This is a genomic window from Janthinobacterium svalbardense (genome assembly GCF_002327145.1).
GTDB lineage: Bacteria > Pseudomonadota > Gammaproteobacteria > Burkholderiales > Burkholderiaceae_D > Janthinobacterium > Janthinobacterium tructae.
The window spans coordinates 2,261,765-2,283,439 of sequence record NZ_CP023422.1 but is presented as its reverse complement, the minus strand read 5'-3'; the positions used below and the strand labels follow the sequence as shown (position 1 = coordinate 2,283,439).

At 65.5% G+C, this 21,675-nt stretch carries 21 protein-coding genes; 11 read left to right on the top strand and 10 right to left on the bottom strand.

Translation table 11 applies throughout. The features are described from left to right. Positions 1-5: 5 nt before the first annotated feature. Together CNX70_RS10285 and CNX70_RS10280 are read right to left on the bottom strand one after the other, a co-directional pair. Positions 6-1,856: an amidohydrolase gene (locus CNX70_RS10285; protein ID WP_096234612.1), complete on the bottom strand. Its 1,851-nt coding sequence runs from the start codon at positions 1,854-1,856 to the stop codon at positions 6-8. Between the two features lie 45 nt (positions 1,857-1,901). Beyond that, a complete protein-coding gene (locus tag CNX70_RS10280; RefSeq protein ID WP_096234611.1) occupies positions 1,902-2,555 on the bottom strand; it encodes a hydrolase in 654 nt (217 codons plus the stop codon). Positions 2,556-2,772: 217 nt separating this feature from the next. On the opposite strand from CNX70_RS10280, the gene CNX70_RS10275 reads away from it, so the two are divergent. Then, positions 2,773-3,027: a hypothetical protein gene (locus CNX70_RS10275; RefSeq protein WP_096234610.1), complete on the top strand. Its 255-nt coding sequence runs from the start codon at positions 2,773-2,775 to the stop codon at positions 3,025-3,027. A gap of 7 nt (positions 3,028-3,034) precedes the next feature. Here the strand turns inward: CNX70_RS10275 and CNX70_RS10270 are convergent, their stop codons facing one another. The 4 genes from CNX70_RS10270 to CNX70_RS10255 all read right to left on the bottom strand — a co-directional run bounded on the left by CNX70_RS10270 (position 3,035) and on the right by CNX70_RS10255 (position 8,850). Further along, positions 3,035-5,170 carry a TonB-dependent receptor plug domain-containing protein gene (locus CNX70_RS10270; RefSeq protein ID WP_167389638.1) on the bottom strand — a complete coding sequence of 712 codons (2,136 nt, stop codon included), beginning with the start codon at positions 5,168-5,170 and terminating at the stop codon, positions 3,035-3,037. A gap of 49 nt (positions 5,171-5,219) precedes the next feature. Beyond that, the gene (locus CNX70_RS10265; protein WP_096234608.1) at positions 5,220-6,653 is read right to left on the bottom strand and encodes a M23/M56 family metallopeptidase; all 1,434 of its coding nucleotides are present in this window, start codon (positions 6,651-6,653) and stop codon (positions 5,220-5,222) included. A gap of 3 nt (positions 6,654-6,656) precedes the next feature. After that, a complete protein-coding gene (locus CNX70_RS10260; protein WP_208624516.1) occupies positions 6,657-7,034 on the bottom strand; it encodes a BlaI/MecI/CopY family transcriptional regulator in 378 nt (125 codons plus the stop codon). Between the two features lie 94 nt (positions 7,035-7,128). Continuing rightward, positions 7,129-8,850 (bottom strand): methyl-accepting chemotaxis protein, encoded by a 1,722-nt coding sequence (locus tag CNX70_RS10255; protein WP_096234607.1) that lies wholly within the window; start codon positions 8,848-8,850, stop codon positions 7,129-7,131. A gap of 290 nt (positions 8,851-9,140) precedes the next feature. Here CNX70_RS10255 and CNX70_RS10250 point away from each other — a divergent pair, with 290 nt between their 5' ends. The 6 genes from CNX70_RS10250 (at position 9,141) to CNX70_RS10225 (ending at position 13,779) form a co-directional block, all read left to right on the top strand. Continuing rightward, positions 9,141-10,511, top strand: a complete 1,371-nt coding sequence (locus tag CNX70_RS10250) for a DEAD/DEAH box helicase (RefSeq protein WP_096234606.1) — start codon at positions 9,141-9,143, stop codon at positions 10,509-10,511. A gap of 131 nt (positions 10,512-10,642) precedes the next feature. Then, positions 10,643-11,434, top strand: a complete 792-nt coding sequence (gene otnI / locus CNX70_RS10245) for a 2-oxo-tetronate isomerase (RefSeq protein WP_096234605.1) — start codon at positions 10,643-10,645, stop codon at positions 11,432-11,434. A gap of 88 nt (positions 11,435-11,522) precedes the next feature. Next, on the top strand, positions 11,523-12,341 hold the full coding sequence (locus CNX70_RS10240) for a hypothetical protein (protein WP_157750974.1): 819 nt from the start codon (positions 11,523-11,525) through the stop codon (positions 12,339-12,341). Next, entirely contained in the window at positions 12,326-12,799 is a 474-nt protein-coding gene (locus tag CNX70_RS10235; protein ID WP_096234603.1) for a hypothetical protein, read from the top strand. Before CNX70_RS10240 ends, CNX70_RS10235 begins: the two co-directional genes overlap by 16 nt. An 80-nt stretch (positions 12,800-12,879) precedes the next feature. Next, a complete protein-coding gene (locus CNX70_RS10230; RefSeq protein WP_096234602.1) occupies positions 12,880-13,299 on the top strand; it encodes a VOC family protein in 420 nt (139 codons plus the stop codon). Between the two features lie 108 nt (positions 13,300-13,407). After that, positions 13,408-13,779 carry a TraR/DksA family transcriptional regulator gene (locus CNX70_RS10225; protein WP_096234601.1) on the top strand — a complete coding sequence of 124 codons (372 nt, stop codon included), beginning with the start codon at positions 13,408-13,410 and terminating at the stop codon, positions 13,777-13,779. A 176-nt stretch (positions 13,780-13,955) separates the two neighbouring features. Here CNX70_RS10225 and phbB read toward each other — a convergent pair whose 3' ends face one another. Next, on the bottom strand, positions 13,956-14,702 hold the full coding sequence (gene phbB / locus CNX70_RS10220) for an acetoacetyl-CoA reductase (RefSeq protein ID WP_096234600.1): 747 nt from the start codon (positions 14,700-14,702) through the stop codon (positions 13,956-13,958). A 168-nt stretch (positions 14,703-14,870) separates the two neighbouring features. Here phbB and CNX70_RS10215 point away from each other — a divergent pair, with 168 nt between their 5' ends. Further along, a complete protein-coding gene (locus tag CNX70_RS10215; protein WP_096234599.1) occupies positions 14,871-15,737 on the top strand; it encodes a universal stress protein in 867 nt (288 codons plus the stop codon). 21 nt (positions 15,738-15,758) lie between these two features. On the opposite strand, the gene CNX70_RS10210 is transcribed toward CNX70_RS10215, so the two are convergent. From CNX70_RS10210 to CNX70_RS10200, 3 genes are all read right to left on the bottom strand, one after another. Continuing rightward, positions 15,759-16,112 (bottom strand): hypothetical protein, encoded by a 354-nt coding sequence (locus CNX70_RS10210; RefSeq protein ID WP_096234598.1) that lies wholly within the window; start codon positions 16,110-16,112, stop codon positions 15,759-15,761. 196 nt (positions 16,113-16,308) lie between these two features. After that, a complete protein-coding gene (locus CNX70_RS10205) occupies positions 16,309-16,875 on the bottom strand; it encodes a glycine zipper domain-containing protein (RefSeq protein ID WP_096238374.1) in 567 nt (188 codons plus the stop codon). A gap of 169 nt (positions 16,876-17,044) precedes the next feature. Continuing rightward, positions 17,045-19,159 (bottom strand): serine hydrolase domain-containing protein, encoded by a 2,115-nt coding sequence (locus CNX70_RS10200; RefSeq protein ID WP_167389637.1) that lies wholly within the window; start codon positions 19,157-19,159, stop codon positions 17,045-17,047. A 175-nt stretch (positions 19,160-19,334) separates the two neighbouring features. On the opposite strand from CNX70_RS10200, the gene CNX70_RS10195 reads away from it, so the two are divergent. Genes CNX70_RS10195 through CNX70_RS10185 form a run of 3 tightly spaced genes read left to right on the top strand, consistent with a single transcriptional unit; the run spans position 19,335 to position 21,670 of the window. After that, a complete protein-coding gene (locus CNX70_RS10195) occupies positions 19,335-19,874 on the top strand; it encodes a hypothetical protein (RefSeq protein WP_096234596.1) in 540 nt (179 codons plus the stop codon). 12 nt (positions 19,875-19,886) lie between these two features. Then, complete coding sequence (locus tag CNX70_RS10190) at positions 19,887-20,984, top strand: histidine kinase (protein WP_157750973.1); 1,098 nt, start codon at positions 19,887-19,889, stop codon at positions 20,982-20,984. Next, a complete protein-coding gene (locus CNX70_RS10185) occupies positions 20,981-21,670 on the top strand; it encodes a LytR/AlgR family response regulator transcription factor (protein WP_096234594.1) in 690 nt (229 codons plus the stop codon). Before CNX70_RS10190 ends, CNX70_RS10185 begins: the two co-directional genes overlap by 4 nt. Positions 21,671-21,675: the final 5 nt, after the last annotated feature.

The following is a 21,675-nucleotide window of genomic DNA, read 5'->3' as shown; positions in this document are numbered from 1 at the left end:
GCCGCCTAGAAGGCGAAGCAGCTGCAGCCCAGCGTACCCCAGAAGCCGGAAAAATCGCTGATCGGCACGGCCGACTTGCGCGCCCGGTCGTGGGCATGCGCATGCACACTGCAGGCGCCCGCGCACTGGTGTGGCATGGCGGCCTGCGCCGGCCTGGCCGCAGGCCGGTAATGACCGGGCACCGTGTGCACGGGCGACCATTCGGGCAATACGGGTATCGGCGGCGGCGCCAGGGTCGCAAATTCCGCCTGACCGTAGACGATCTTGCCGCCCACCATGGTCAGCACGGACTCGATGGACTTGATCGCCTCTTCCGGCACTGTAAAGTAATCGGCCGACAGCACGGACAAGTCGGCCAGCATGCCCGCGCGGATGCGGCCCTTCTTGCCTTGCTCGCTGGAAAACCAGGCGCTGCCCGCCGTCCACAACTCCAGTGCCGTGTCGCGCGACAATCTGCCCGCCGCCTCCGTCAGGGCCAAGCCGCCCACGGTGCGTCCCGAGACCAGCCAGTACAGCGCCGTCCACGGGTTGTAGCTGGCCACCCGCGTGGCATCCGTGCCGCCGCCGACCGGTAAGCCCGCGTCCAGCATGCGCTGCACGGGCGGCGTGGCCTTGGCCGCATCAAAGCCATAACGCTCGACAAAATATTCGCCCTGGAAAGCCATGCGGTGCTGGATGGCGATGCCGCCGCCCAGCGCCCTGACGCGGTCGATATTGCGCGGACTGATGGTTTCCGCGTGGTCGAACAGCCAGTGCAGGCCGCCGAACGGCGTGTCGCGGTTGACCTTTTCGAACACGTCGAGCATGCGGCTGATCGACTCGTCATAGGTGGCGTGCAGGCGGAAGGGCCAGCGCTGCTCGACCAGGTGGCGCACGACCTTTTCCAGTTCATCCTCCATGCCGGCCGCCAGTTCCGGGCGCGGCTCGAGGAAATCCTCGAAGTCGGCGGCGGAAAACACCAGCATTTCGCCGGCGCCGTTATGCCGATAGAAATCCGTGCCGTCGCCGGGTTGGATCATGCCGGTCCACTTCTGGAAATCCTGCAATTCCGCGCCCTTGTTTTGCGTGAACAGGTTGTAGGCGATGCGGATGGTCAGTTGCTCTTTTTGCGCCAGTTCGTCGACGACGGCGTAATCCTCGGGATAATTCTGGAAGCCGCCGCCCGCGTCGATGGCGCTGGTGATGCCGAGCCGGTTCAGTTCGCGCATGAACTGGCGCGTGGAATTCACTTGCCATTCCAGCGGCAGCTTCGGGCTTCTCGCCAGGGTCGCATACAGGATCATGGCGTTCGGCCGGGCGATCAGCAAGCCGGTGGGGTTGCCGGCCGCGTCGCGCACGATTTCTCCGCCCGGCGGGTTTGGCGTATTTTTATCGTAGCCGACGGCGCGCAGGGCGGCGCGGTTCAGCAGGGCACTGTCGTACAGGTGCAGGATGAAGACGGGCGTATCGGGCGCGGCCGCGTTGATTTCGTCGAGCGTCGGCATGCGTTTTTCCGCGAACTGGAATTCGGTCCAGCCGCCCACCACGCGCACCCATTGCGGGTTCGGCGTGCGCAAGGCTTGTTCCTTGAGCATGCGCAAGGCGTCAGCCAGCGAAGGCACGCCTTCCCAGCGCAATTCCAGGTTGTAGTTCAAGCCGCCCCGGATCAGGTGCAAGTGCGAGTCGTTCAGGCCGGGAATCACCGTGCGGCCAGCCAGGTCGATCAGCTGCGTGGCAGGGCCGCGATGGCGCATCACGTCTTCCACGTCGCCCACGGCGAGGAATCTGCCATCGACGATGGCGACGGCGGACGCCAGCGGCTGCGTCCGGTCGACCGTGTGGAAACGGCCATTGAGTAAGATCGTGCTTGCGCTCATGCTGCTTCTCCTGAATAAGGTGCTGGACGATACATCGATGAACAATCAGTGGCCTTCGCTGGCGTTGAACATGGATTTGGCGTAGATCAGGCCCAGGCCATAGCCGCCGCCGTGCGCCACGGCCGTCGCCACCGTCTCGTCGTAGGTCTCGCCGCGAGCCCAGTCGCGCTGCAGTTCCAGCAAGTATTGCACGGACGTCAGCGGCTGCGCGCCCGCCTGTATCATGCGCTGCATGGCCATCGCATGGGCTTCGTCGGAGACGTCGCCGCTGGCGTCGGCGATCACGTAGACGTCAAAACCCTGCTCCAGCGCCGACAGCGCGGGTCCGACGATGCAGACGGAGGTCCACAGGCCGGCCAGCACAATCTTGCCCTTGCCGTAGCCATTCACCTTGTCGGCGATGCGCGCATCTTCCCATGTGTTCATGCTGGTGCGGTCGATCGGCGCCTGTTCGGGGAAGACGGACTGGATTTCATCGAAGATCGGACCGGAGAACGATTTGGCGGCCACCGTCGTCAAAATCGCCGGCACCTTGAATTGCGCCGCCGCCTTGGCCACCAGGGCCGCATTGTTGCGCAGCAGGGCCAGGTCGATGGAGCGGGTGGCGAACGCCATCTGCGACTGGTGGTCGATCATGATCAGGGTATGATCGTTCGGGGTCAGCAGTTTTTGTGCGGCTTGGGCGGTGGCGACAGGCATGATGTTTTCCTTAGTGAAAATAATTGAATATGAAGAGGGATGTCGTTGTACGGTGTTTCTGCTCCTGCCCTTGCGTCACGCTGTGTGTGCCGAGCCAGTGCTATGCAGTATGAACGAGATATTTTGAAAACAAAAACGGAAAGAATGCCAAGCTATATGCAATTTTTTCGATGATACGAAATAAACGCAACAGCAACCCACACATCAAGGAGAAAACATGGGATTTGAATTCAGGATCACGGCCAGCCTGACGCAGGAACAGCGCCAGCACCTTGCACAGCTGCCAGAGTTGGCGGCGCCGGCGCCGCGCCCGCCCGGCAGCGCCAGGCCCGATACCGAAGCCAGGCTGACGGACGCCGGCCTGTATGTCTGCCAGCACCTGCGCCCGGACCCGTGGCACGGCCTGGCCGCCCTGCGCGCCTGGCTCGATGCGCAGGGCGTAGGCTATGCCATCGAAGAGATCGACGATTGAATAATGCCTACAGGGAGCCTTCGAGCATGACGCGCAGCGTGCGGTAACTGCTCACATCAACCGTGCGCAGCAGGCTGCCGGCGCCATCCGCATACAGGCTGCGCGTGCGCTCAAGCTGGCGCAGCAGATTGGCGCCCGACAGGCGCAGGCGCAGCTGGTCGCTGAACTTCCACAACGCGTACAGATCCAGTTCGCGCCGGGCGCCCTGCCAGGCCAGCAGCTGGTTTGACTCGCGCGACGGTCCACCGCCCTGGTAATGCAGATTGCCGCCCAGGGTCAACGGCTTGCTGGCCAGCCGGTAATCGGCGCCCAGGTTGGCGCTCCACGGCAGCTGACCATCGAGGCGGTTGTCCGGGCCGGCGACGGCGTCCAGCGTCGACCAGTTGCGCGCCACGTTCGCCCGCAGGTCCAGCGCGGGGGCGCCCGCCCACAGCGCCGTCAACGGCAGCTTCGCTTCCAGTTCGATGCCGCGCACCTGCGCCCTGCCCTGATTGACGGGCGTGGCCACCCAGCGCCCCTTGTCCTGGTACAGCCGGTCCAGCATCACGTCACCGATGCGCCGCAGCGAAGCGCTGGCGCCCAGCATGGCGCCTTCCGCAGGATAGTATTCGTAGGCCGCGTCCAGGCCCCACGCCAGTTCCGGACGCAGCGCCGGGTTGCCCTGGTTGTCGGGATTCGCGGGGCTATTGCCGTTGTCGTTGAGGTAGGGGCGCGGGATCAGCTGGAAAATCTGCGGCGCCTTGTAAGTACGCGTGACGGCCAGGCGCAGCTGATCCTTGCCGGCCAGCTTCCACAAGCTTTGCAGCACGGGGCTCCACACTTGCGCGCGCACGTCGACGGGGCCAGCGCCACCGATGGCGCTGGCCGTACGCAAGCTTTCCCAGCGCAGCCCCAGATACAGCGACCAGCGCGCGGAGACTTCCCATTCATCCTGCGCGAACAGGGCCAGGCGCCGCACTGTGGTCGCATAGTCTTCGTCCGGCAGCACAGGCGGCCCGCCCGGCGACAGCTGGCGCTCGCGGCGAAACTCCGCGCGCCGCCGGTGACCCGCATCCCAGCCCGCCGCCAGTGCGTGACCCTCGCCCAGCGTCCGGCGATAGGTGCCGCTGGTCTGCACGCCCACCTCGTCCACGCCCGCATCGACCCGGCGCACATTCGCCGGCCCGGGCGCGGCACTGACGCCCTGGAACAGATAATCGCTGCCGCGGTGGCTGACATCGAGGCCCAGTTTCATATCGAGGCTGGCCCCCTGTCCGAGCTTGCGCAGCCAGTGCAGATCGCTGCGCACGGTGCCGCTGTCCTGCCTGAAGGTGGCGTCATTGTCCGGATAGTCGGTATGGCCGCCCAGGTAAGACGTTTCCACCACTTGGCGGCGGCTGGCCAGGCGGCGCCAGGTGACCAGGCTTTGCCAGGCCAGGCTGTCTTCGCCCGCCAGCGCCCACTGCAGGCGGGGCGCCAGCTCCAACGTATCGCTCGTCACGCGTTCCGTCAGCGGCATATGGCGCACCACCGTGGGTCTGCCATCCGCATCGTATGCGCGATTCCATTCATCGAACAAGCCCCGGCGCCCCGTGTGCGCGAGCGTGCCGGCCAGCGCATAAGACAGGCGGCCGTCCTTGTCCGCCCACTGCACGGTGGCGCTGCCAGCGGGCATGCCATGGCTGCCGGACGCCCCCAGCTTGAAGGTGCGCTCGCGCCGCTTGCCCGATTTTTTCAGCACGATGTTGATGGAGCCGGCGATCGCCTGGGCGGAAAATTGCGCCGTGGCGGCGCGCATGATTTCCACGCGCTCGACCAGTTCCGGATCCAGAGAGTCGAGCGAAAAACCGGGCGGCACGGGTACGCCGTCGAGCATGACGAGGGTATAACCCTGGCCCAGCCCGCGCAGCTGGATTTGCCCACCAGTCGTGCCCGAAGCCGTGCCGCCGATGGTAATGCCGGGCAGGCGCTTCAAGGCGTCGGACAGGGTCCGGTCGCCCTGGCGTATCAGTTCCTCGTGACCGACGACGATGGCGGCGACGGTGTCGTTGCGGCGCTGATCCACTTTGCCGGCATTGACCGTCACGGAAGGGAGAACGTCTTCGGCATGGACGTGCGCCGTCAACGGCAGCACAAGGCTGCACAATAGAATACTCAATCGCATGGGAAATCCTGAAAGGTCTGTGGTGGTGCCGGCTTGCGGCCAGCTCACGCTAATGGCCGAATTGCTCCTTGCGCGTGCGCAGGGCGCGTGCGGTGGCGGTGGCATCGAGATCGGCCAGCCACTGTTGCGGGTCCTGCAAGCGCCCGTCGCGGGAGACCTCGAAATGCAAATGCGGTCCCGTCGCCAGACCGGTGGCACCCACGGTGCCGATGGCCTGCCCCGCCGTGACGGCCATGCCGGTCGTGAGCGTGACCCGGTCGAGATGGGCATACAGCGACTCGATGCCGCCGCCATGGTCGATGCGGACGGCCTTGCCAAGGCGCGCATCTTCGCTGACGCTGGCGATGCCGTCGGCCGCCGCATGCACGGGCGTGCCGCGCCTGGCGCCCAGATCGATGCCCCTATGACCCTGCGGCGTCAGCTGGCGCACCACGCCAAAGAAGCCGGTCACGCGCATGGTATCGAGGGGATTGCGCCAGACAGCTGGCGCCGTCGCCGGCCCAGTGAGCATGGTTGCCGGTGCGGCTGCCACAGCCCACGCCAGTGCCGGTTGCAGCGCCAGGCTGGCCGCGCCGATCGCGCACAGCAGCAGCGCCATCAGCGCCCGCAAGGCCCGAGGTGGGCGTCGCTGCCCGTCACGCATGCACAGCAGGCGCTCGGCCATACGGCCACCGCCAAAGGCCAGCCCAGGCAACGGCTGCGTCTGCGTCTGCAGCCCCAGTTGCTTGACCAGGGCCGCCGCATATTGCTGGCGCTGGCGCGGCGCGCGGCGGGCCAGGACCTGGCGGTCGCAACCGAGCTCTTGCGCCCAAGCCAGCTTGCCGGCCAGCCAGCGCGCGGCCGGATTGAACCACAGCAGCGCCTGCAGCATGCTGGCCAGCAGCAGGAGCAAGGGGTCGCGCCGGCGTGCATGGGTCAGCTCATGGGCGATCACCAGTTGCCGCTGTTCCGGCGTAAATTGCGCCAGGTGCGCCGGCAACAGCAAACGCGGCCGCCACACGCCCACCAGCATCGGCGAGATCGGCGCAGCCACTTCCAGCACATCCATGCCATGCAGCCGGCGGCGCCGCGCCAGCTGCAGCAAGGTGCGCAACATGGCGTGGCCACGCTGCCAGCGCCAGGCTGCGCAAGCGACGCCCAGCAGATAGATCAGGCCCCAGGCGGAAGGCACCAGGGCCAGCCACGAAGCTGCGGATGGCAGCGCGGCAGTTGGCGCAGCCATGGCCTTTGGCACGCCGGGTGCTGCGCTGGCCAGGAAAACGGGCACGCTCACCTCGGGCACCAAGCTCAGCTGCCGCGTGTCTGGCAGCAGCGGCAGCACAAACACGGCGGCCAGCACCAGCTGGGCGCCCAGCCACACGCTGCGCTGCGCCGCCAGCGCGGGCCAGCGCCGCTGCGCCAGGCTCAGCATTGCCCACAGCAGCGGGCCGGTCACGAGACAGGCGGCGCTGGCCTGCAACAGCGTGAGAGAAAACAGCAGCATCGCTTATGCCTTTCCCGCGAGCGGCCAGTCCTGCAGCAGCTGTTCCAGCGCCGCCAGTTCCTGCTGGTCCACCAGTTTGCTGCCCGTAAACATACTGACCGGCAAGGGACTGTCGATTTCCATCACGCGCCGGCCAAAGTCGTGGGCAAACGCGGCCAGGGTGGCCACCTTGTCCACGTTCGCCTCATACACGAGCACGCCATGCACGCTACGCTGCAGCAGCATGCCCTTGTCCAGCATGCGCTCGAGCGTCTTGCGCGTGGACGAAAACGACCATCCCAGCTCGTCTTCCACCCTGGCGTGCAATTCACGCGCGGACAGCGGATGGTCTTTCCACAAGGCTTTCAATAACGACAGTTCGGTGACGGAGGGCGTGCTCACGGAGATTCCTTTCAGTGACTGTTGACACAATTATGCGACAACAGTCACACGAACGCAAGCACTACGTGCGACATTTGTCGCATGCACTACCTCATTAAAATTCTTCCCACTCATCTTCCCCCGAGCGCTGTTTGCCGGCCGGTACTTGCGGCGCATGGCGCACCACCGGCTTGCCACTCACGCGGGCAGGCGCGTGCGCCACCTTGAGCGGCACCGGACGGCGCGCGGCGGGCCGGGACGCGAGCGCCGGAATGGCATCCACCTGCGCGGTCCTGAACACGCTCACCGCATCGGCCAGCCGGGCGGCCTGCTCCTGCATGGATTCCGCCGCTGCGGCAGCCTCTTCCACCAGCGCAGCGTTTTGCTGGGTCACCTGGTCCATTTCGCCGATCGCCTGGTTGACTTGCTCGATGCCAGCCCGCTGCTCGTCGCTGGCGGCCGAGATCTGCCCGACAATGCTGCTGACCTTGTGCACGCTATCGACGATTTCGCGCATGGTGTGGCCCGCCTCGTCAACCAGGCGCGCGCCGTTTTCCACCTGCGCCACCGAATCGTTGATCAAGCCCTTGATTTCCTTCGCTGCACCAGCCGATCTTTGGGCCAGATTGCGCACTTCCGTGGCGACGACGGCAAAGCCGCGCCCCTGCTCTCCCGCCCGGGCCGCCTCCACGGCCGCGTTGAGGGCAAGGATATTCGTCTGGAAGGCGATGCCGTCGATCACGCCGATGATGTCGACGATCTTGCGCGACGAGTCGTTGATCGAGCCCATGGTTTCCACCACTTGCGCCACCACTGCGCCGCCCTTGCCGGCCACGGTGGAGGCCGACGCCGCCAGGCCGTTGGCCTCGCTGGCATTCTGCGCATTGCGCTGTACCGTGCTGGTCAGTTCCTCCATCGACGACGCCGTCTCTTCCAGCGAACTGGCCTGCTGTTCCGTGCGCGCGGACAGGTCGATATTGCCCGAGGCAATCTGGCGCGACGCCGTGGCGATGGCCTGCGTGCCGCCGCGCACTTCGGTGACAATGCGCAGCAGGCTGGCCGTCATGTCTTTCAATGCCTGCATCAGCTCGCCAGTCTCATCCTTCGAGCGCACGTCCACCTGCACCGTCAAGTCGCCGTGCGCCACCTGCCTGGCCACGTCGATAGCCGCGCGCAGCGGGCCGGAAATGTTGCGGGCGAGCCACCAGGCGATCAGGGCGGCCAGGATCAGCGCCGCCGCGCCGCCGCCCAGTAACGTCCAGTGCGTGCGCGCCTGCAAGGCCGTCGCCGCTTCCGAGCGGCGGGCCAGCAACACCGTTTCCGCCTGGCCGATCTCGCCCAGCAGTGCCCGCATGGCATCCATGCCCTGCTTGCCCCGGCCTTCCTTCTCCAGCGCCAGCACGGGCTCGATGGCCGCCGTGCCCTGCGCCACGGCGCGCCGCATGGCGATCACGGGATCGAGCGCACCGGCCAACCAGGCTTGCTTGGCAGCATCGAGCTTCATCAGGCGCTCCTGCTGGGCAGGGTTATCGCTGGTCATGTCGCGCGCCTTGGCCAGATGCGTGCCAAACCCGGCCTGCCCCGCCTTGTACGGTTCCAGCGACGCCTCCGCGCCCGTGATCACGTAGCCGCGCTGGCCCGTTTCCATGTTGATCAGGCTTTCCAGCATCGCGCTGTTTTCAGCGAGCACCTGGTAAGTATGGGTATTGATGGCATTGGCGTCGGCCAGCCGCGAGACATTCAGCGTGGCGACGGTGACCAGGGCGGCCAGCAACAGGACGATGGTGCCGAAACCGCCATACAGGCGGGTGGCGATGCGAAGATCGGCGATACGCATGATATTCCTCCAGGAATGAACACCCCGGCGCCACGGTGAGTCCCGCGCATGGAGTGCTACAGGCGATCATAGTGAATAACGCCAATCCGGAGCGCGCCCTAGCCACGCATTTCCTTTACCTGTGGCATTGCGTACCTGAAACAAACCCGGCGCTTTTTTGCCATGCTGTTATACTTCGCGTGTGCGGCACATATGACCAGTCCCCTTGCCGCTGTCTTTCGACCCCTAATCTGATTGCCTGCGACTGGCGCCCCCCGATGGCGACAGGCCGATCTCACAATAAAGTTACCATGTCCTTTTCCTCCCTCGGATTGTCCGACGCTATCGTACGTGCCGTTACCGAACACGGCTACACCGTGCCGACCCCTATCCAGACGCAGGCGATTCCCGCCGTGCTGGCTGGCGGCGATTTGCTGGCCGGCGCACAAACCGGTACCGGCAAGACGGCCGGCTTCACCCTGCCCTTGCTGCACCGCCTGTCGACTGACGCGAATGGCGCGGCCATCACCAGCAACACGTCCACGCGCCCGATCCGCGCCCTGATCCTGGCACCGACGCGCGAACTCGCCGCGCAGGTCGAGGAAAGCGTGCGCACCTACGGCAAATACACCAAGCTGAATTCGACCGTGATCTTCGGCGGCGTCGGCATCAACCCGCAAATCAAGCAGCTCAAACACGGCGTCGACGTGCTCGTCGCCACGCCGGGCCGCCTGCTGGACCACATGGGCCAGGGCACGGTTGACCTGTCGAAAGTGGAAATCCTGATTCTCGACGAAGCCGACCGCATGCTCGACATGGGCTTCATCCGCGACATCAAGAAAGTGCTGGCCGTGCTGCCACCGAAACGCCAGAACCTGCTGTTCTCGGCCACGTTCTCGGAAGAGATCAAGGCCCTGGCCGACGGCTTGCTGAACAAGCCTGCCATGATCGAAGTAGCGCGCCGCAATTCGACCGTGGAAGTGATCCAGCAAAAGATCCATCCTGTCGACCGCGACAAGAAGCACCCGATGCTGTCCTACCTGATCAAGTCGAACAACTGGACGCAAGTACTGGTGTTTACACGCACCAAGCACGGCGCCAATAAACTGGTCGAGCAACTGGGCGCGGACGGCATCGGCGCCCTGGCCATCCACGGCAACAAGAGCCAGTCGGCACGCACGCGCGCGCTGTCCGAGTTCAAGGATGGCAGCCTGCAAGTGCTGGTCGCCACCGACATCGCCGCGCGCGGTATCGATATCGACCAGTTGCCGCACGTCGTCAACTACGACTTGCCGAACATTCCGGAAGACTATGTGCACCGTATCGGCCGCACGGGCCGTGCCGGCGCCAAGGGCGAAGCCGTGTCGCTGGTCTGCGTGGATGAGCACGAAATGTTGAAAGACATCGAAAAGCTGATCAAACAAACCCTGCCGCGCGAAGTCATCGAAGGCTTCGAGCCAGACCTGAACGCCCGCGCCCAGCCTGTGCAATTGCGCAGCGGCACCGGCGGTCACCGCAACAACAGCCGCGCGCCAGCTGGCGCCGTGGTGCGCGTGAAAACCGGCGGTAGCGGCGCCAAACCACGCAGCGCCGGCCCGGCGGGCGGCGGTGGCGGCGGCAACCGCAGCGGCAATGCGCCGCGTTCGGCGGCTTCGCATCGCTCCGGCGGCCGTGGCCGTTAATACGCGCGGGTAAGCGTATTGCAGCAATAAAAACCGTTCCAAGACTTGTTTCTGGAACGGTTTTTTTATGCACGCCACCGATTGCCGATTTGGGCTAGGATAGTGTCCATCATCCTCACCTGCGTGCTGCCATGCCGAACTTCGCTGCCAACCTCAGCATGATGTTTACCGAACTGCCCTTCCTGGACCGCTTTGCCGCCGCCAGAGAAGCAGGCTTCGATGCCGTCGAATTCCTGTTTCCCTATGCCGTCGAGGCGCGGCAGATCGCCATGCGGCTGGAACGCCACCATCTGCAGCTGGCCGTCTTCAATTTTCCGCCCGGCGACTGGGAAAACGGCGAACGGGGCATCGCCTGCGATCCGCGCCGGGGCGAAGAATTTCGCAGCAACGTGCAATTGGCGCTCAACTACGCGCTGGCGCTGGGCGCGAAACAGCTGCACTGCATGTCCGGCATCGTGCCACCCGGCATGAGCCTGGAACGGGCGCGGCAAAGCCTGATCGGCAATCTGCAATTTGCCGCCGACGCCTGCCGTCCGCACGGCATCCACGTGCTGATCGAGCCGATCAACCACTACGACATGCCCGCTTACTTTCTGAACCATAGCCAGCAAGCGGCCGACATCATCGCCGACTGTCAGCGCAGCAATATTTTCTTGCAGTACGACATCTATCACATGCAGCGCATGGAAGGCGAACTGAGCAACACCATCCGCGCCCTGCTGCCCCTGATCCGCCACATCCAGATCGCCGACACGCCGGGCCGCCACGAACCGGGCACGGGCGAAATCAATTACCGCCATCTGTTCAAGCTGCTCGACCAGGTCGGCTACGCAGGCTGGGTCGGCTGCGAATACCGTCCCGTTGGCGATAGCGTGGCCGGACTGGGCTGGCGCGAACAATTAACGGGCACAAGCGGCGCCTGATCGCAGCACGCTTGCGCCCGCACAAGGCGCACAGCGCAGGCCGGCACGACAATACCTTTCCATACAGTATTTCCTGTCGAGAGGTAACGTGTCCGCCCTGCCCGCCCGCCATTGCCGCGCCCTTGGCCTGCACCTGTACTTGAGCCTCTGCCTGGCTGGCGTGCTGTGCGGCTGCGCCACTCCACGCCCCGAGCTGGCGCAGGTGCGCGCCCTGGCCGCCGGCACCGATGCCTTGACCGCCTTCAGCGAACTGTCGCAGCGCCACGTCGACACCTACCGGCGCGCCCGTCCCTATCTGTCGCCGGCCGTAGACGCGCGCGAACGCCTGCTCGATGCGCAGCGCCGTGCCGCGCAAGCCGATGTCGCGCGCCTGGCGCAAGCCGTGCGCCTGTACCTGCAGGCGCTGGGCCGGCTGGCGCAGGACGACGCGTATGACGTGCAGCCGGAACTGGCCAGTGCCGGCGCCGCCATCCGCGCCTGGCCGGGCAGCGGCATTGATGACCGGCATGTCAGCGCCTACACCTTGCTGCTGCAGCAACTCTCGCGTCTGGGCGGCGCGGCCAGCCAGCAGGCGCACCTGGCGCAGGTACTGCACGACGGCGATGCGCCGCTGCAAGCGCTGCTGGCCGCGCTCGACAACTTGCTGGCGCTGTACGACAAGAGCGGCGACAACGAGCGCGACATGGTGCTCGGCTTGCTGGACGTGGAAATCGCGTATGCCGACACGCCGCAGCAGCGCCTGCTGGCCGTGCTGGCGAAAAACATGCAACAAAGCAAAACCGAGGAATATCGCCTGTTTGGATTGCGCCATACCCTGGCGCGCCGGCAACTGGCGGCACTGGGGCGCGAACACGCCCAGCTCGCTGCCGCCCTCACCACCACGGAGGCAAGATGGACGGATCAGTAGGCAGGAGCAGCGACAGCGAACGCCGCGAAGCGGCTCTGAGCAGCGCCATGCGCGTCGAGCAACTGGCCGACAGCCTGTCGCAGGCGGCCGTCACCCTGCATGGCGCCGTCATGCGCGCCATCCGCAAGCGCGCCAGCCAGGGCGAAAACGCTATCAGCCACAGTCAGGCGCAAGCCGTCTTCGCCCTGGAAGTCGCCTTGCGCCAGCAAGCCAACCAGCTGTATGCCGATGCCGCCGGGCATACGGTAGCCGGCCTGGAAACGGCGCAGCGCCAGCTCAGCGGCCTGCTCGACACGGTGCGCCTGCGCATCGCCCGCAACGACGACGTGCGGCACTGGATCAGCCTGGCGACGAGCTTGTTGCACCTGGGCAGCGCTGTCCTGGCTGGCAATCCCGAGCGCATCCTCGGCACCCTGAGCAAGGTGCGTGAGCGGCTGCAAGAGATGGCGCCGGACTGATTGAATTTGTCCGGCGAGCGCCTATACTGGGACGTCCCTGCGTGGTAATCGTGCCCGCGGGAGCACCAGAGGAGGCCAATATGCGTATCGAACCGTATTTGCAATTCAATGGAAATTGCGCGCAAGCGCTGCAATACTACCGCCAGCACCTGCATGGCACAGACCTGTGCCTGATGCCGTTTCGCGGCTCGCCGGGCCAGGAGCAGGTCAAGGAAGACTGGTACGACAAGATCATGCACGGCTCGGTGCAGCTGGGTCCCACCATGCTGATGGGCTCGGACGGCGGCTGCACCGAGGATGGCGCCAAGGGCATGAGCGGCAGCTCGGTCTGCCTGACCCTCGATACGCCGGAGCAGGCGGAACGGGCTTTCGACGCGCTGGCGCGTGACGGCACCATCCAGATGCCGCTGGAGGAAACGTTCTGGGCCAAGCGCTTCGGCATGCTGAAAGACCAGTTCGGCGTCGCCTGGATGGTCAACTGCCTGAAAGAACCAGCATAGAACAGCCCTTGCCTGCCTGCGCCGCATCAAACGCGGCGCGGGCAGTAGCGCAAGCAGAGTCGCCCATACTGGACTACCATATAGGACAGACGCCTATCGGGGACAGCCATGAATGGATTGCCGCAAGACCAGCTGCAGCGCCTGCAAGGCGTGCTGGAGCAACGCAAACTGGCGTTGCTGGAACAGATCGAGAACGAGGCGGCCGAAGCGGATGCGCGCGCCTCGCTGCTCAATGAAATCGAAGCCTCGCCGGCCGACAACGCCAGCGTGCGCACCTTGAACGCCCTCGTCAGCGAAGCGGCCGAGCACAACCTGGCGCAACTGGCCATCATCAGGCACGCGCTGGCCAAATTTGCCGATGGCAGCTACGGCCTGTGCGACAACTGCGGCGAAGCCATCGGCCTGTCGCGCCTGAACGCGCGCCCGGAAGCGCGCCTGTGCATCGATTGCCAGACGCGGCTGGAAAAAGCCCAGCGCTGAGCAGCGTGCCCGTACCATGACGGCGGCGCAACAACAAAGGGCAAGGCATCGCTGCCCTGCCCCCTGTTTTCCAGCGTGACTACCATTGCCTTCCGTCCTGCGCCAGCATCGTGCGTGCCGGCTGGGTGGACGGGTCTCCTCTACTGCCATTGCCCTACCGCAAGCTCTACGCTTGCTTAACTCATGTGCTGCCCGCCATTGATGGCGATGTTCGCGCCCGTGACGAACGCCGCCTCGTCGGATGCCAGGTAAGCCACCAGGGCCGCCACCTCGTCCGGTTCGCCCAGGCGGCCCAGGGGAATCTGCGGCAGGATCTTCGTTTCCAGGATATCGGCCGGCACGGCCGTCACCATCTGCGTGCGCAGGTAGCCGGGCGAGACCGTGTTGACGGTGATGCCGTGGCGCGCCACTTCCAGCGCCAGCGCCTTGCTGAAGCCATGCACGCCCGCCTTGGCGGCCGCGTAGTTGCACTGGCCGAACGCGCCCTTCTGGCCATTCACGGACGAGATATTGATGATGCGGCCCCACTTTTTTTCCAGCATGGGTTCCAGCACCTGCTTGCTCATGTTGAACAGGCTGTCGAGATTGGTGCGCATGACCTCGGCCCAGTGCGGCAATTCCATCTTGCGCATGCTCTGGTCGCGCGTGATGCCGGCATTGTTGACCAGCACATCGATGCGGCCGAACTGCGCCAGCACGCTGGACACGGCTTCGCTGCAGGCAGCGAAATCGCTCACGTCGATGGCCAGCGGGTGAAAATAATACTGCTGCGCCTGTTGCTCGTCGAGCCAGCTTGCCACGCGCGCATTGCCCGGCGTATGCGCCGCCACAACGGCAAAGCCCGCCGCATGCAGGCGGCGGCACAAGGCCGTGCCCAGGCCGCCCATGCCGCCCGTGACCAGTGCTATTTTTTGTTCCTTCATTGCTGTCTCTCCCCGCTTGTTATGGTTGTTCTGCGTGGGATCAAGTGTAGGAGCAGTTTTTATCGCCAGCTTTGCGCCAGATCAAGTGCTCAGCCTGATGCAGTCGTGCGCGGCCGGCACCCCGGACTGTGCCAGAATAGCCCCTACCGCACAGCGAGAGGACAGGCCATGACGTACAAGACCGTATTGCTCCACATCGACGACAGCGCCGGGCGCGCCGCCCGCATCGGCGCGGCAGCCAGCATCGCCCAGGCGTGCGGCGGCCATCTGACGGGGGTGGCGCTGACGGGCGTGTCGCGCCTGCTGTACCAGAACCAGCCCGACCTCGACGCCGACCCGAACCTGAGCTTGCATTTGAACTTCCTGCGGGAACGGGCGACGCGCGCCCTCGACGGTTTCGAGCAACAGGTGCGCGCGGCCGGCGTCGCCTCGTTCGAACAGCGCGTGCTCGACGACGAGGCGGCGGGCGGCATCAGCCTGCTGGCCCGCTATGCGGACCTGGTCGTCATCAGCCAATACAATGCCAAGGATAAATCGCCGTCCGTGATGCGCGACTTTCCCGCCTATGTGCTGCTGCATTCTGGCCGCCCCGTGCTGATCGTGCCGTATGCGCCGCCGCTGCCCCTGCTGGCGCCGCCGGCGGCCGCGCGCAATGTGCTCATTTCCTGGAACGCCAGCAAGGAAGCGAGCCGCGCCGTGAGCGCCGCCCTGCCCCTGCTGCAACGCGCCGGACAAGTCCACGTCGCCATCTTCGATGCCCAGGTGCATGCCGCCGAGCACGGCGAACAGCCGGGCGCCGAACTGACGCACTACCTGGCGCGCCACGGCGTGGAAGCGCGGCTGCATTTGCTCGATGGCGGTGGCGTGCGGCGCGGCGATATCGGCGAAGCGCTGCTGTCGCAGGCCGCCGACCTGTCGGCCGACTTGCTGGTGATGGGAGCGTATGGCCATTCGCGCCTGCGCGAAACCATCCTGGGCGGCGTCACGCGCACGATTTTGCAGAGCATGACGATTCCCGTGCTGATGGCGCACTAGGCCTTTGATAAAACGCTCGGACTAGCCGCCCTGCCAGGGCTGGCTGCGGATCTTCGCCACCTGGCGCTGCGCCAGCCACTGCCACAGCTGCAGCGCGTCGCCCTGCGGCAGGGCCGACATGTGGCGCGGACTGGCCAGGGCGATTTCGCAATCGCGGTCCGACCATTCCTCGAAAGTGACTTCACCTCCGCTAGCGACCTCGACCTGATACATCAAGCCGTCGTCGTAGCCAAAGCGCAACAAGACGGCGGCCGGGCTGCCGTCCGATGTGGCGCCGCGGTAGACCTCGGCCAGCGCATCGGCCAGCTGTGCCGGCGAGGGCGCGCAGATGTCGCGCCCATCGGCCCGTGTCAGAATGAACCATGCCTGTGTCATGACGCGCCCTCCTATTCATACTCGTTAGCATGCGAGGCAAGTACTACAGGCAGTCACCTTGGTCCAGTGTCACTACGGGCGCGCGGAAACTATCCCTGTCGGCATTGTTTACCAATAATTACCAATACTAACAAGTATCATACCTAAAATTGCATGCAGCGCGGCATTTATGCAATTGCACGGCGGGCGCGCCGATTCACGCCACCAGCACGGGAATGCTGAGCGGGTCGAAATCGTGCCAGTCACCATTGGCGATCGTGCCTTCCGCTTCCTCGATATGCTCGGCGCCCAGCCGGTGCAGCGCCTCGAGCGCCCGTTCGCGCTCGTCGAGGCCACCCAGCGCGACGGCGATCAGCATGCCCGGATGGCGCGGCTGGCGGCGGTTTTCACCCTTGTTTTCGCCATGTTTTTCGGACTCGCCCGCCTCCTTCATTTTATTGAAACTGTAGAGCGAGCCCACGTGGGCGCCCACCAGCGCGCCGACGACGGGACCGAGCGGCCCTGTCGCCAGGGTGGCGGCGGCACCGATGCCGGCACCCACGGCGGCGCCGACGGCCACGCCCTCCACCACGCCTTCCGGCGTCTCCTTGGCGCCGGGCGACATGTCGCGGTCGCCGCCGAGCGCATGCAAGTCGTGCTGCCCCGGCTGGTTGACAAAGAAGGCGCTGATGCGGCTATCGGAAAAACCCGCCTGGTTCAGGGCGGCGCGCGCGGCGTCTATCTGTTCCTGCAACTGAAAATGACCTGCGATGATGCGTGACATGATACGGCCCTCCTGGTCGGCTGCGGGCGCACCGTGCGCCACCTCGATAGCCTGCGCCTGCCGGCCGCCGGATACCGTTCGCTTGCGCACACAGCCGCTCAATCATGTCTGCAGGGCAGGAAGAAATACACCCCGAAAATCACCAGCAGCAGAGATATGAAGAATTCATCTAAGGCGCCAGCGCCTGTGTGGTGCCACCGAGGCGCAGGATCGCCGCTTTTGCCCCCACGGCGCCCGGATAGCGGGGATCGAGCCGCAGCGCCTGGCGATACGCCTCGACAGCTTGCGGGCGCAAGCCTTGCTCCACATAAAACTCGGCCAGGCTGTCCTGCAAATTCGCGTCCTGCGGATGCAGGCTGGCGGCCGCCTGCAGCACGGCCATGCCTTGCGCCACGGCGCCGCTGCCTTTCAGGCGATACGCTTCCTGGTTCAGCGCCGCCGCACTGGCCGCGCCCAGCGGGTCGCGGGCCAGCGCCAGGCGCAGGGCGACCAGGGCCGCTTCCCCCTTGCCGGCGCGCAGCAAGATCAAGCCTTGCAGCGCATGTGCGCGGTCGCTGAGCGGATACAGTTCCACGGCCAGGCGGCTGGCCGCCAGCGCCGCGTCTGTCTCGCCACGCGCGACCGACGCTTGCGCCAGCTCCTGCAGTTCGGGCACGAAATCGGGATAGGCGCGCTGGCCGCTAAAGACCGCGCGCAGCTGGCTATCCAGTGCGGGAATGGATGCGGGTGCGGCCGGCCAGGCGATGGCGGCCGTGCGGTCCCAACTGGCGGCCAAGGTCACGATGGCTTGCTCGAAAGCGGCCTCAAAACGCGGCAAGGCGCCGGCCTTGGCGCCTTGCGACAACAGAATATAGTCGCGCGCAAACGCCAGCGCGCCGCCGCGTGAATAGGTGTCCAGGTCGACACCCGACTGGCGCAGCTGGGCGGCCATGCTGGCGCCGGCCGTGAGAAACGCGCGCCCGCCTGCTGGATGGCGCGCCGTTTCGATGTAGGCGCGCGCCGCGCTGGCATCGGGCGCCAGCGCCTGCCGGTTGATTTGCAGGAATGCCTCGCGCGTGGCAGCCGCATCGGCATACGGTTCATGCGTGCGTTCGGCGTATGCCCTGCCCTCCTCGAACAGGCCTTGCGCCACCTGGTAAGTGCGCTGCGCGCCGGCCTCGGCGATATACGTGTTCAGCTGCCACGGCTCGCCCGTGACCACTTCGAACAGGCGCTGCACAAAGGCCTCGGGATTGACGCGCTCGAGATTGGCGGCGACGGCAATGGTCAGCTTGCGCGAAGGAAAGCTGTACAGATAAGTGACGGTTTCCGGCTGCTGGCCGCTGTGGGCAATGGCGTAGCGCCCGCCCGTCGGCAGCACTTCCCAGCCCATGCCATAGTCCGTCAAGCGGCCCGCGCGCGTGGCCATCGGCTGCACCATGGCGGCCACGCTGGCCGCCGACAATATCTTGCCTGCATGGACGCCCCTGCCGAACGCCAGCATGTCGGGCACGCTGGCGCGCGTGCCGCCGGCGGAAAAGCGGCTGCTGATGTCGACGAATTCCGAGTTTTTCAAGGCCTGGCCGTCGAGCCGGTAGCCGCGCACGCGATGGGAGATCACGGCATCCGGATCGTCCATCACGATGGCGTCCATGCCCAGCGGCCCCCACACATGGCGCCGCATGTAGCCGCCATAGCTTTCGCCCGAGGCACCCTCGATGACGGCGCCCAGCAAGTTGTAGCCATAGCTGGTGTAGCGAAAGCGCGTGCCCGGTTCGGCGATCAGGTCGAACTGTTCGAAGACGGCGATGGACTGGCGCGTATCCTTGTGTTCCTTGAAATGCTGTTCCGCCTGGCTGTCGCGGTAGGCGTCGATGCCGCCCAGGTGGCCCAGCAGTTGGCGTACCGTCACGGGAAACGCTTTGACCGGAAAATACGGCACATAGGTTTGCACGGGCGCGTCCAGGTCGACCTTGCCCTGTTCGACCAGCTGCAGGATGGCCACCGCCGTCATGGGCTTGGTGACGGACGCCAGCCGGTAGCTGGAGCGGGCCGTGGCCGGCACGCGGTTTTCCAGGTCCGCATAGCCATAACCCTTTACCCATTCCACCTCACCCTGGCTGAAACCGACGGTCACGCCCGGGATGCGCTGCGTGCCCATGCGCTGGGCCGCCCAGCCGTCGAAATCGGCCAGGCGCGCGGCCAGCGCAGGAGAGGGAACAACAGCGGGCGCGGAGGCGGCTTGCGCCACGCCGCACAACAGTGCCAGCGCGCCGGTGAAAGCGTAGTATTTGCTGCTTTGCATAGTCATTGTTCCATGGTGAGGGCCGTGCGCACTGCACGGCGCTGATGCATGGTAAGTGTATTTCACACACTTTTGGCGGGCCGTGCACGAAATGCACGTGGCCCGCATGAACGGCACCGAAGAGGATGAAAATGTTGCAAAGGGTTGGCAACGGGGGAGCAAATGAGCAGCTACAATGGCCGCCATGCCCTCCTGCTTCCGCTACCTTCTGCTGTGCTGCCTGGCCTTGCCCCCTTTCGCCATGGGCATGGACAGGCTATCGCTGGACGAGGGCTGGCGCACCTGCGGCGCGAGTGCTGCGGCGCCCGCCGCTGCGCTGCACCAGCTGCTCCAGCCGGGCCAACTGCTGTGCGTCGAGCGCGACGTCACGCTGGCCGCCACGCCCTCGTCGACGCAGCTGCTGGTGCTGTCAGCCTTGGCCGCCAGCGAGCTCTGGCTCGATGGCGACAGGATCGGCAGCAATGGCCAGCCGGCCCGCCAGGCCAGCGGGGAACGCCCGGGCGACATCGATTTCGCCATCCATTTGACGCCACAACAACTGACGGTGGGCAAGCACCACCTGCGCCTGCTGCTGTCGACGCAGCAGGTGCCGGCCCGCCTGGCGTCGCCCTTTTATGCGCTGTACCTGGTCGACCGGCAAGACTACCGCGCGGGGCTGGCCTGGTACCGGCTGCCGCCGCTGCTGCTGGCCGGGGCGCTGGGCGCCGTCGCCTAGCTCTTCCTCGTCTTGACGGCACTGTACCAGCGGCAGCGGCACTGGGCCATGTTTGCCGCGCTGTGCCTGGTGGCGACGCTGCTGCTGGTGGTGGAAATCTGGCGCAGCTTTGCCGGCTATGCCTATCCCTGGCACATGCCGCGCCTGTATGCCGTCAGCGCCCTGACGTGGCTGTTTTCCACCCTGCTGCCCCTGTATTTTTATACGGCGTACCGCCTGCCGCGCTGGCCGCTGGCCGCTAGCATGCTGCTGGCGTGCATCGCGCTGGCCGGCGCACTGCCCGCGCATTTCGATTCGCGCTGCTGGTGGATGTTCTTGACGGGTCTGGCCGCAAGCCTGGCGCTCAACCTGATCGCCGTGTGGCGCCGCCTGCCGGGCAGCCGCGGCGGCACCTTGATCGCGCTGGCCTCGTGCGCTCTGTTCCTGCTGACAGGCAGCCAGTTTGCCGAAGGCAGCTTCGCCCTCGTCGTGTGCTTCTTGCTGCTGCCCCTGAGTGCGCAGCTGCTGGCGCAGCTGCTGCGCGAACGCAGCAAGGCGGCGCGCGCCCGGCAGCTGGAAAACCAGCTCTTGCGCAAAAGCATGCAACCGCATTTCCTGATGAATTCCCTCAGCCTGATCAGCGAACTCAATGCGCAATCGCCGCAGGCGGCCGAAACCTTCATCGAGGCGCTGGGCGCCGAATTGCGCATGCTCAACGAGTTTGCGCAGCAGCCCAGTATTGCCCTGACGCAGGAATTGGCTTTGTGCCAGAATTACCTGAGCATCATGGGCACGCGGCTGCAACAACCATGCAGCCTGCAGCTCGATGGCGAGGCGGCGGGCATCAGCGTGCCGCCCGCCCTGTTGCTGACGGCGCTGGAAAATGCGTTCAGCCACAACCGCTACCGCCACGGCGCTGTGTTTATCCTGCGCAGCGCACGCCATGCGAAAACGCAAGTGCTCACCCTGGTCCTGCCCGAAGGCGAGGCGCGCCCGCACGCGGGCGGCGGCGTGGGCGAACAATACATCCGCGCCAGCCTGCAGGCCGTGTTTGGCGATGCGGCCAACTATGCCTGTCATCCGCAGCAGGCAGGCTGGCGCCTCACCTTTAGCTTGCCGGCGGCGCCATGAATGTGTTGATACTGGAAGATGAACCGCTGATCGCGCAAGGCCTCGAACGCGAAGTGCGCGCACATTTCGGCACGCGCCTGACGGCGCTGGCGCTGCATGACAATGTGGAACAGGCGCTGGCCGCCTTGCGGCAGCATGACTATGACTTGCTGCTGCTGGATTTGAATTTGCATGGCGCCGATGGCTATGACCTGCTGCGCCTGGCCCAAAAGGCCCCGTTCCAGACCATCATCGTCTCAGCCCACGCGGAGCGCTCGATCACGGCCTTCGAGTTCGGCGTGCTCGACTTCGTTGCCAAGCCGTTCAGCCACGAACGGCTGCACAAGGCGCTGCAACGCTATACGGGGCTGCACACGCAAGCGGCCTCGCTGGCCGTCAAAAAACGGGGCGCGCTGGAATGGATCGCCATGGCCGAGATCGACCACGTGCAGGCCGATGGCCACTACAGCAACATCGTGCTGCGCAGCGGCGAACAGTGCTTTCACGACTTGCCTATCGACAAGCTCATGGCCCTGCTGCCGCCCCACTTCCTGCGCGTGCACCGCTCCTACATCGTCAACAGCCTGGGTTTCAAGCGGCTGCAGATCGCGGCGGGCGGCAAATACACGCTCGACACGCAGACCAGCACGGGCATCCCCGTGTCGCGCAGCAGCTATCCCGCACTGAAACAGCGGCTGCTGGACTGAAGTGC

Coding starts and splice junctions, on each gene's coding strand:
- CNX70_RS10285 (WP_096234612.1), bottom strand. CDS start 1,856: ATGAGCGCAAGCACGATCTTACTCAATGGCCGTTTCCACACGGTCGAC.
- CNX70_RS10280 (WP_096234611.1), bottom strand. CDS start 2,555: ATGCCTGTCGCCACCGCCCAAGCCGCACAAAAACTGCTGACCCCGAAC.
- CNX70_RS10275 (WP_096234610.1), top strand. CDS start 2,773: ATGGGATTTGAATTCAGGATCACGGCCAGCCTGACGCAGGAACAGCGC.
- CNX70_RS10270 (WP_167389638.1), bottom strand. CDS start 5,170: ATGCGATTGAGTATTCTATTGTGCAGCCTTGTGCTGCCGTTGACGGCG.
- CNX70_RS10265 (WP_096234608.1), bottom strand. CDS start 6,653: ATGCTGCTGTTTTCTCTCACGCTGTTGCAGGCCAGCGCCGCCTGTCTC.
- CNX70_RS10255 (WP_096234607.1), bottom strand. CDS start 8,850: ATGCGTATCGCCGATCTTCGCATCGCCACCCGCCTGTATGGCGGTTTC.
- CNX70_RS10250 (WP_096234606.1), top strand. CDS start 9,141: ATGTCCTTTTCCTCCCTCGGATTGTCCGACGCTATCGTACGTGCCGTT.
- otnI (WP_096234605.1), top strand. CDS start 10,643: ATGCCGAACTTCGCTGCCAACCTCAGCATGATGTTTACCGAACTGCCC.
- CNX70_RS10235 (WP_096234603.1), top strand. CDS start 12,326: ATGGACGGATCAGTAGGCAGGAGCAGCGACAGCGAACGCCGCGAAGCG.
- CNX70_RS10230 (WP_096234602.1), top strand. CDS start 12,880: ATGCGTATCGAACCGTATTTGCAATTCAATGGAAATTGCGCGCAAGCG.
- CNX70_RS10225 (WP_096234601.1), top strand. CDS start 13,408: ATGAATGGATTGCCGCAAGACCAGCTGCAGCGCCTGCAAGGCGTGCTG.
- phbB (WP_096234600.1), bottom strand. CDS start 14,702: ATGAAGGAACAAAAAATAGCACTGGTCACGGGCGGCATGGGCGGCCTG.
- CNX70_RS10215 (WP_096234599.1), top strand. CDS start 14,871: ATGACGTACAAGACCGTATTGCTCCACATCGACGACAGCGCCGGGCGC.
- CNX70_RS10210 (WP_096234598.1), bottom strand. CDS start 16,112: ATGACACAGGCATGGTTCATTCTGACACGGGCCGATGGGCGCGACATC.
- CNX70_RS10205 (WP_096238374.1), bottom strand. CDS start 16,875: ATGTCACGCATCATCGCAGGTCATTTTCAGTTGCAGGAACAGATAGAC.
- CNX70_RS10200 (WP_167389637.1), bottom strand. CDS start 19,159: ATGCAAAGCAGCAAATACTACGCTTTCACCGGCGCGCTGGCACTGTTG.
- CNX70_RS10195 (WP_096234596.1), top strand. CDS start 19,335: ATGGCCGCCATGCCCTCCTGCTTCCGCTACCTTCTGCTGTGCTGCCTG.
- CNX70_RS10185 (WP_096234594.1), top strand. CDS start 20,981: ATGAATGTGTTGATACTGGAAGATGAACCGCTGATCGCGCAAGGCCTC.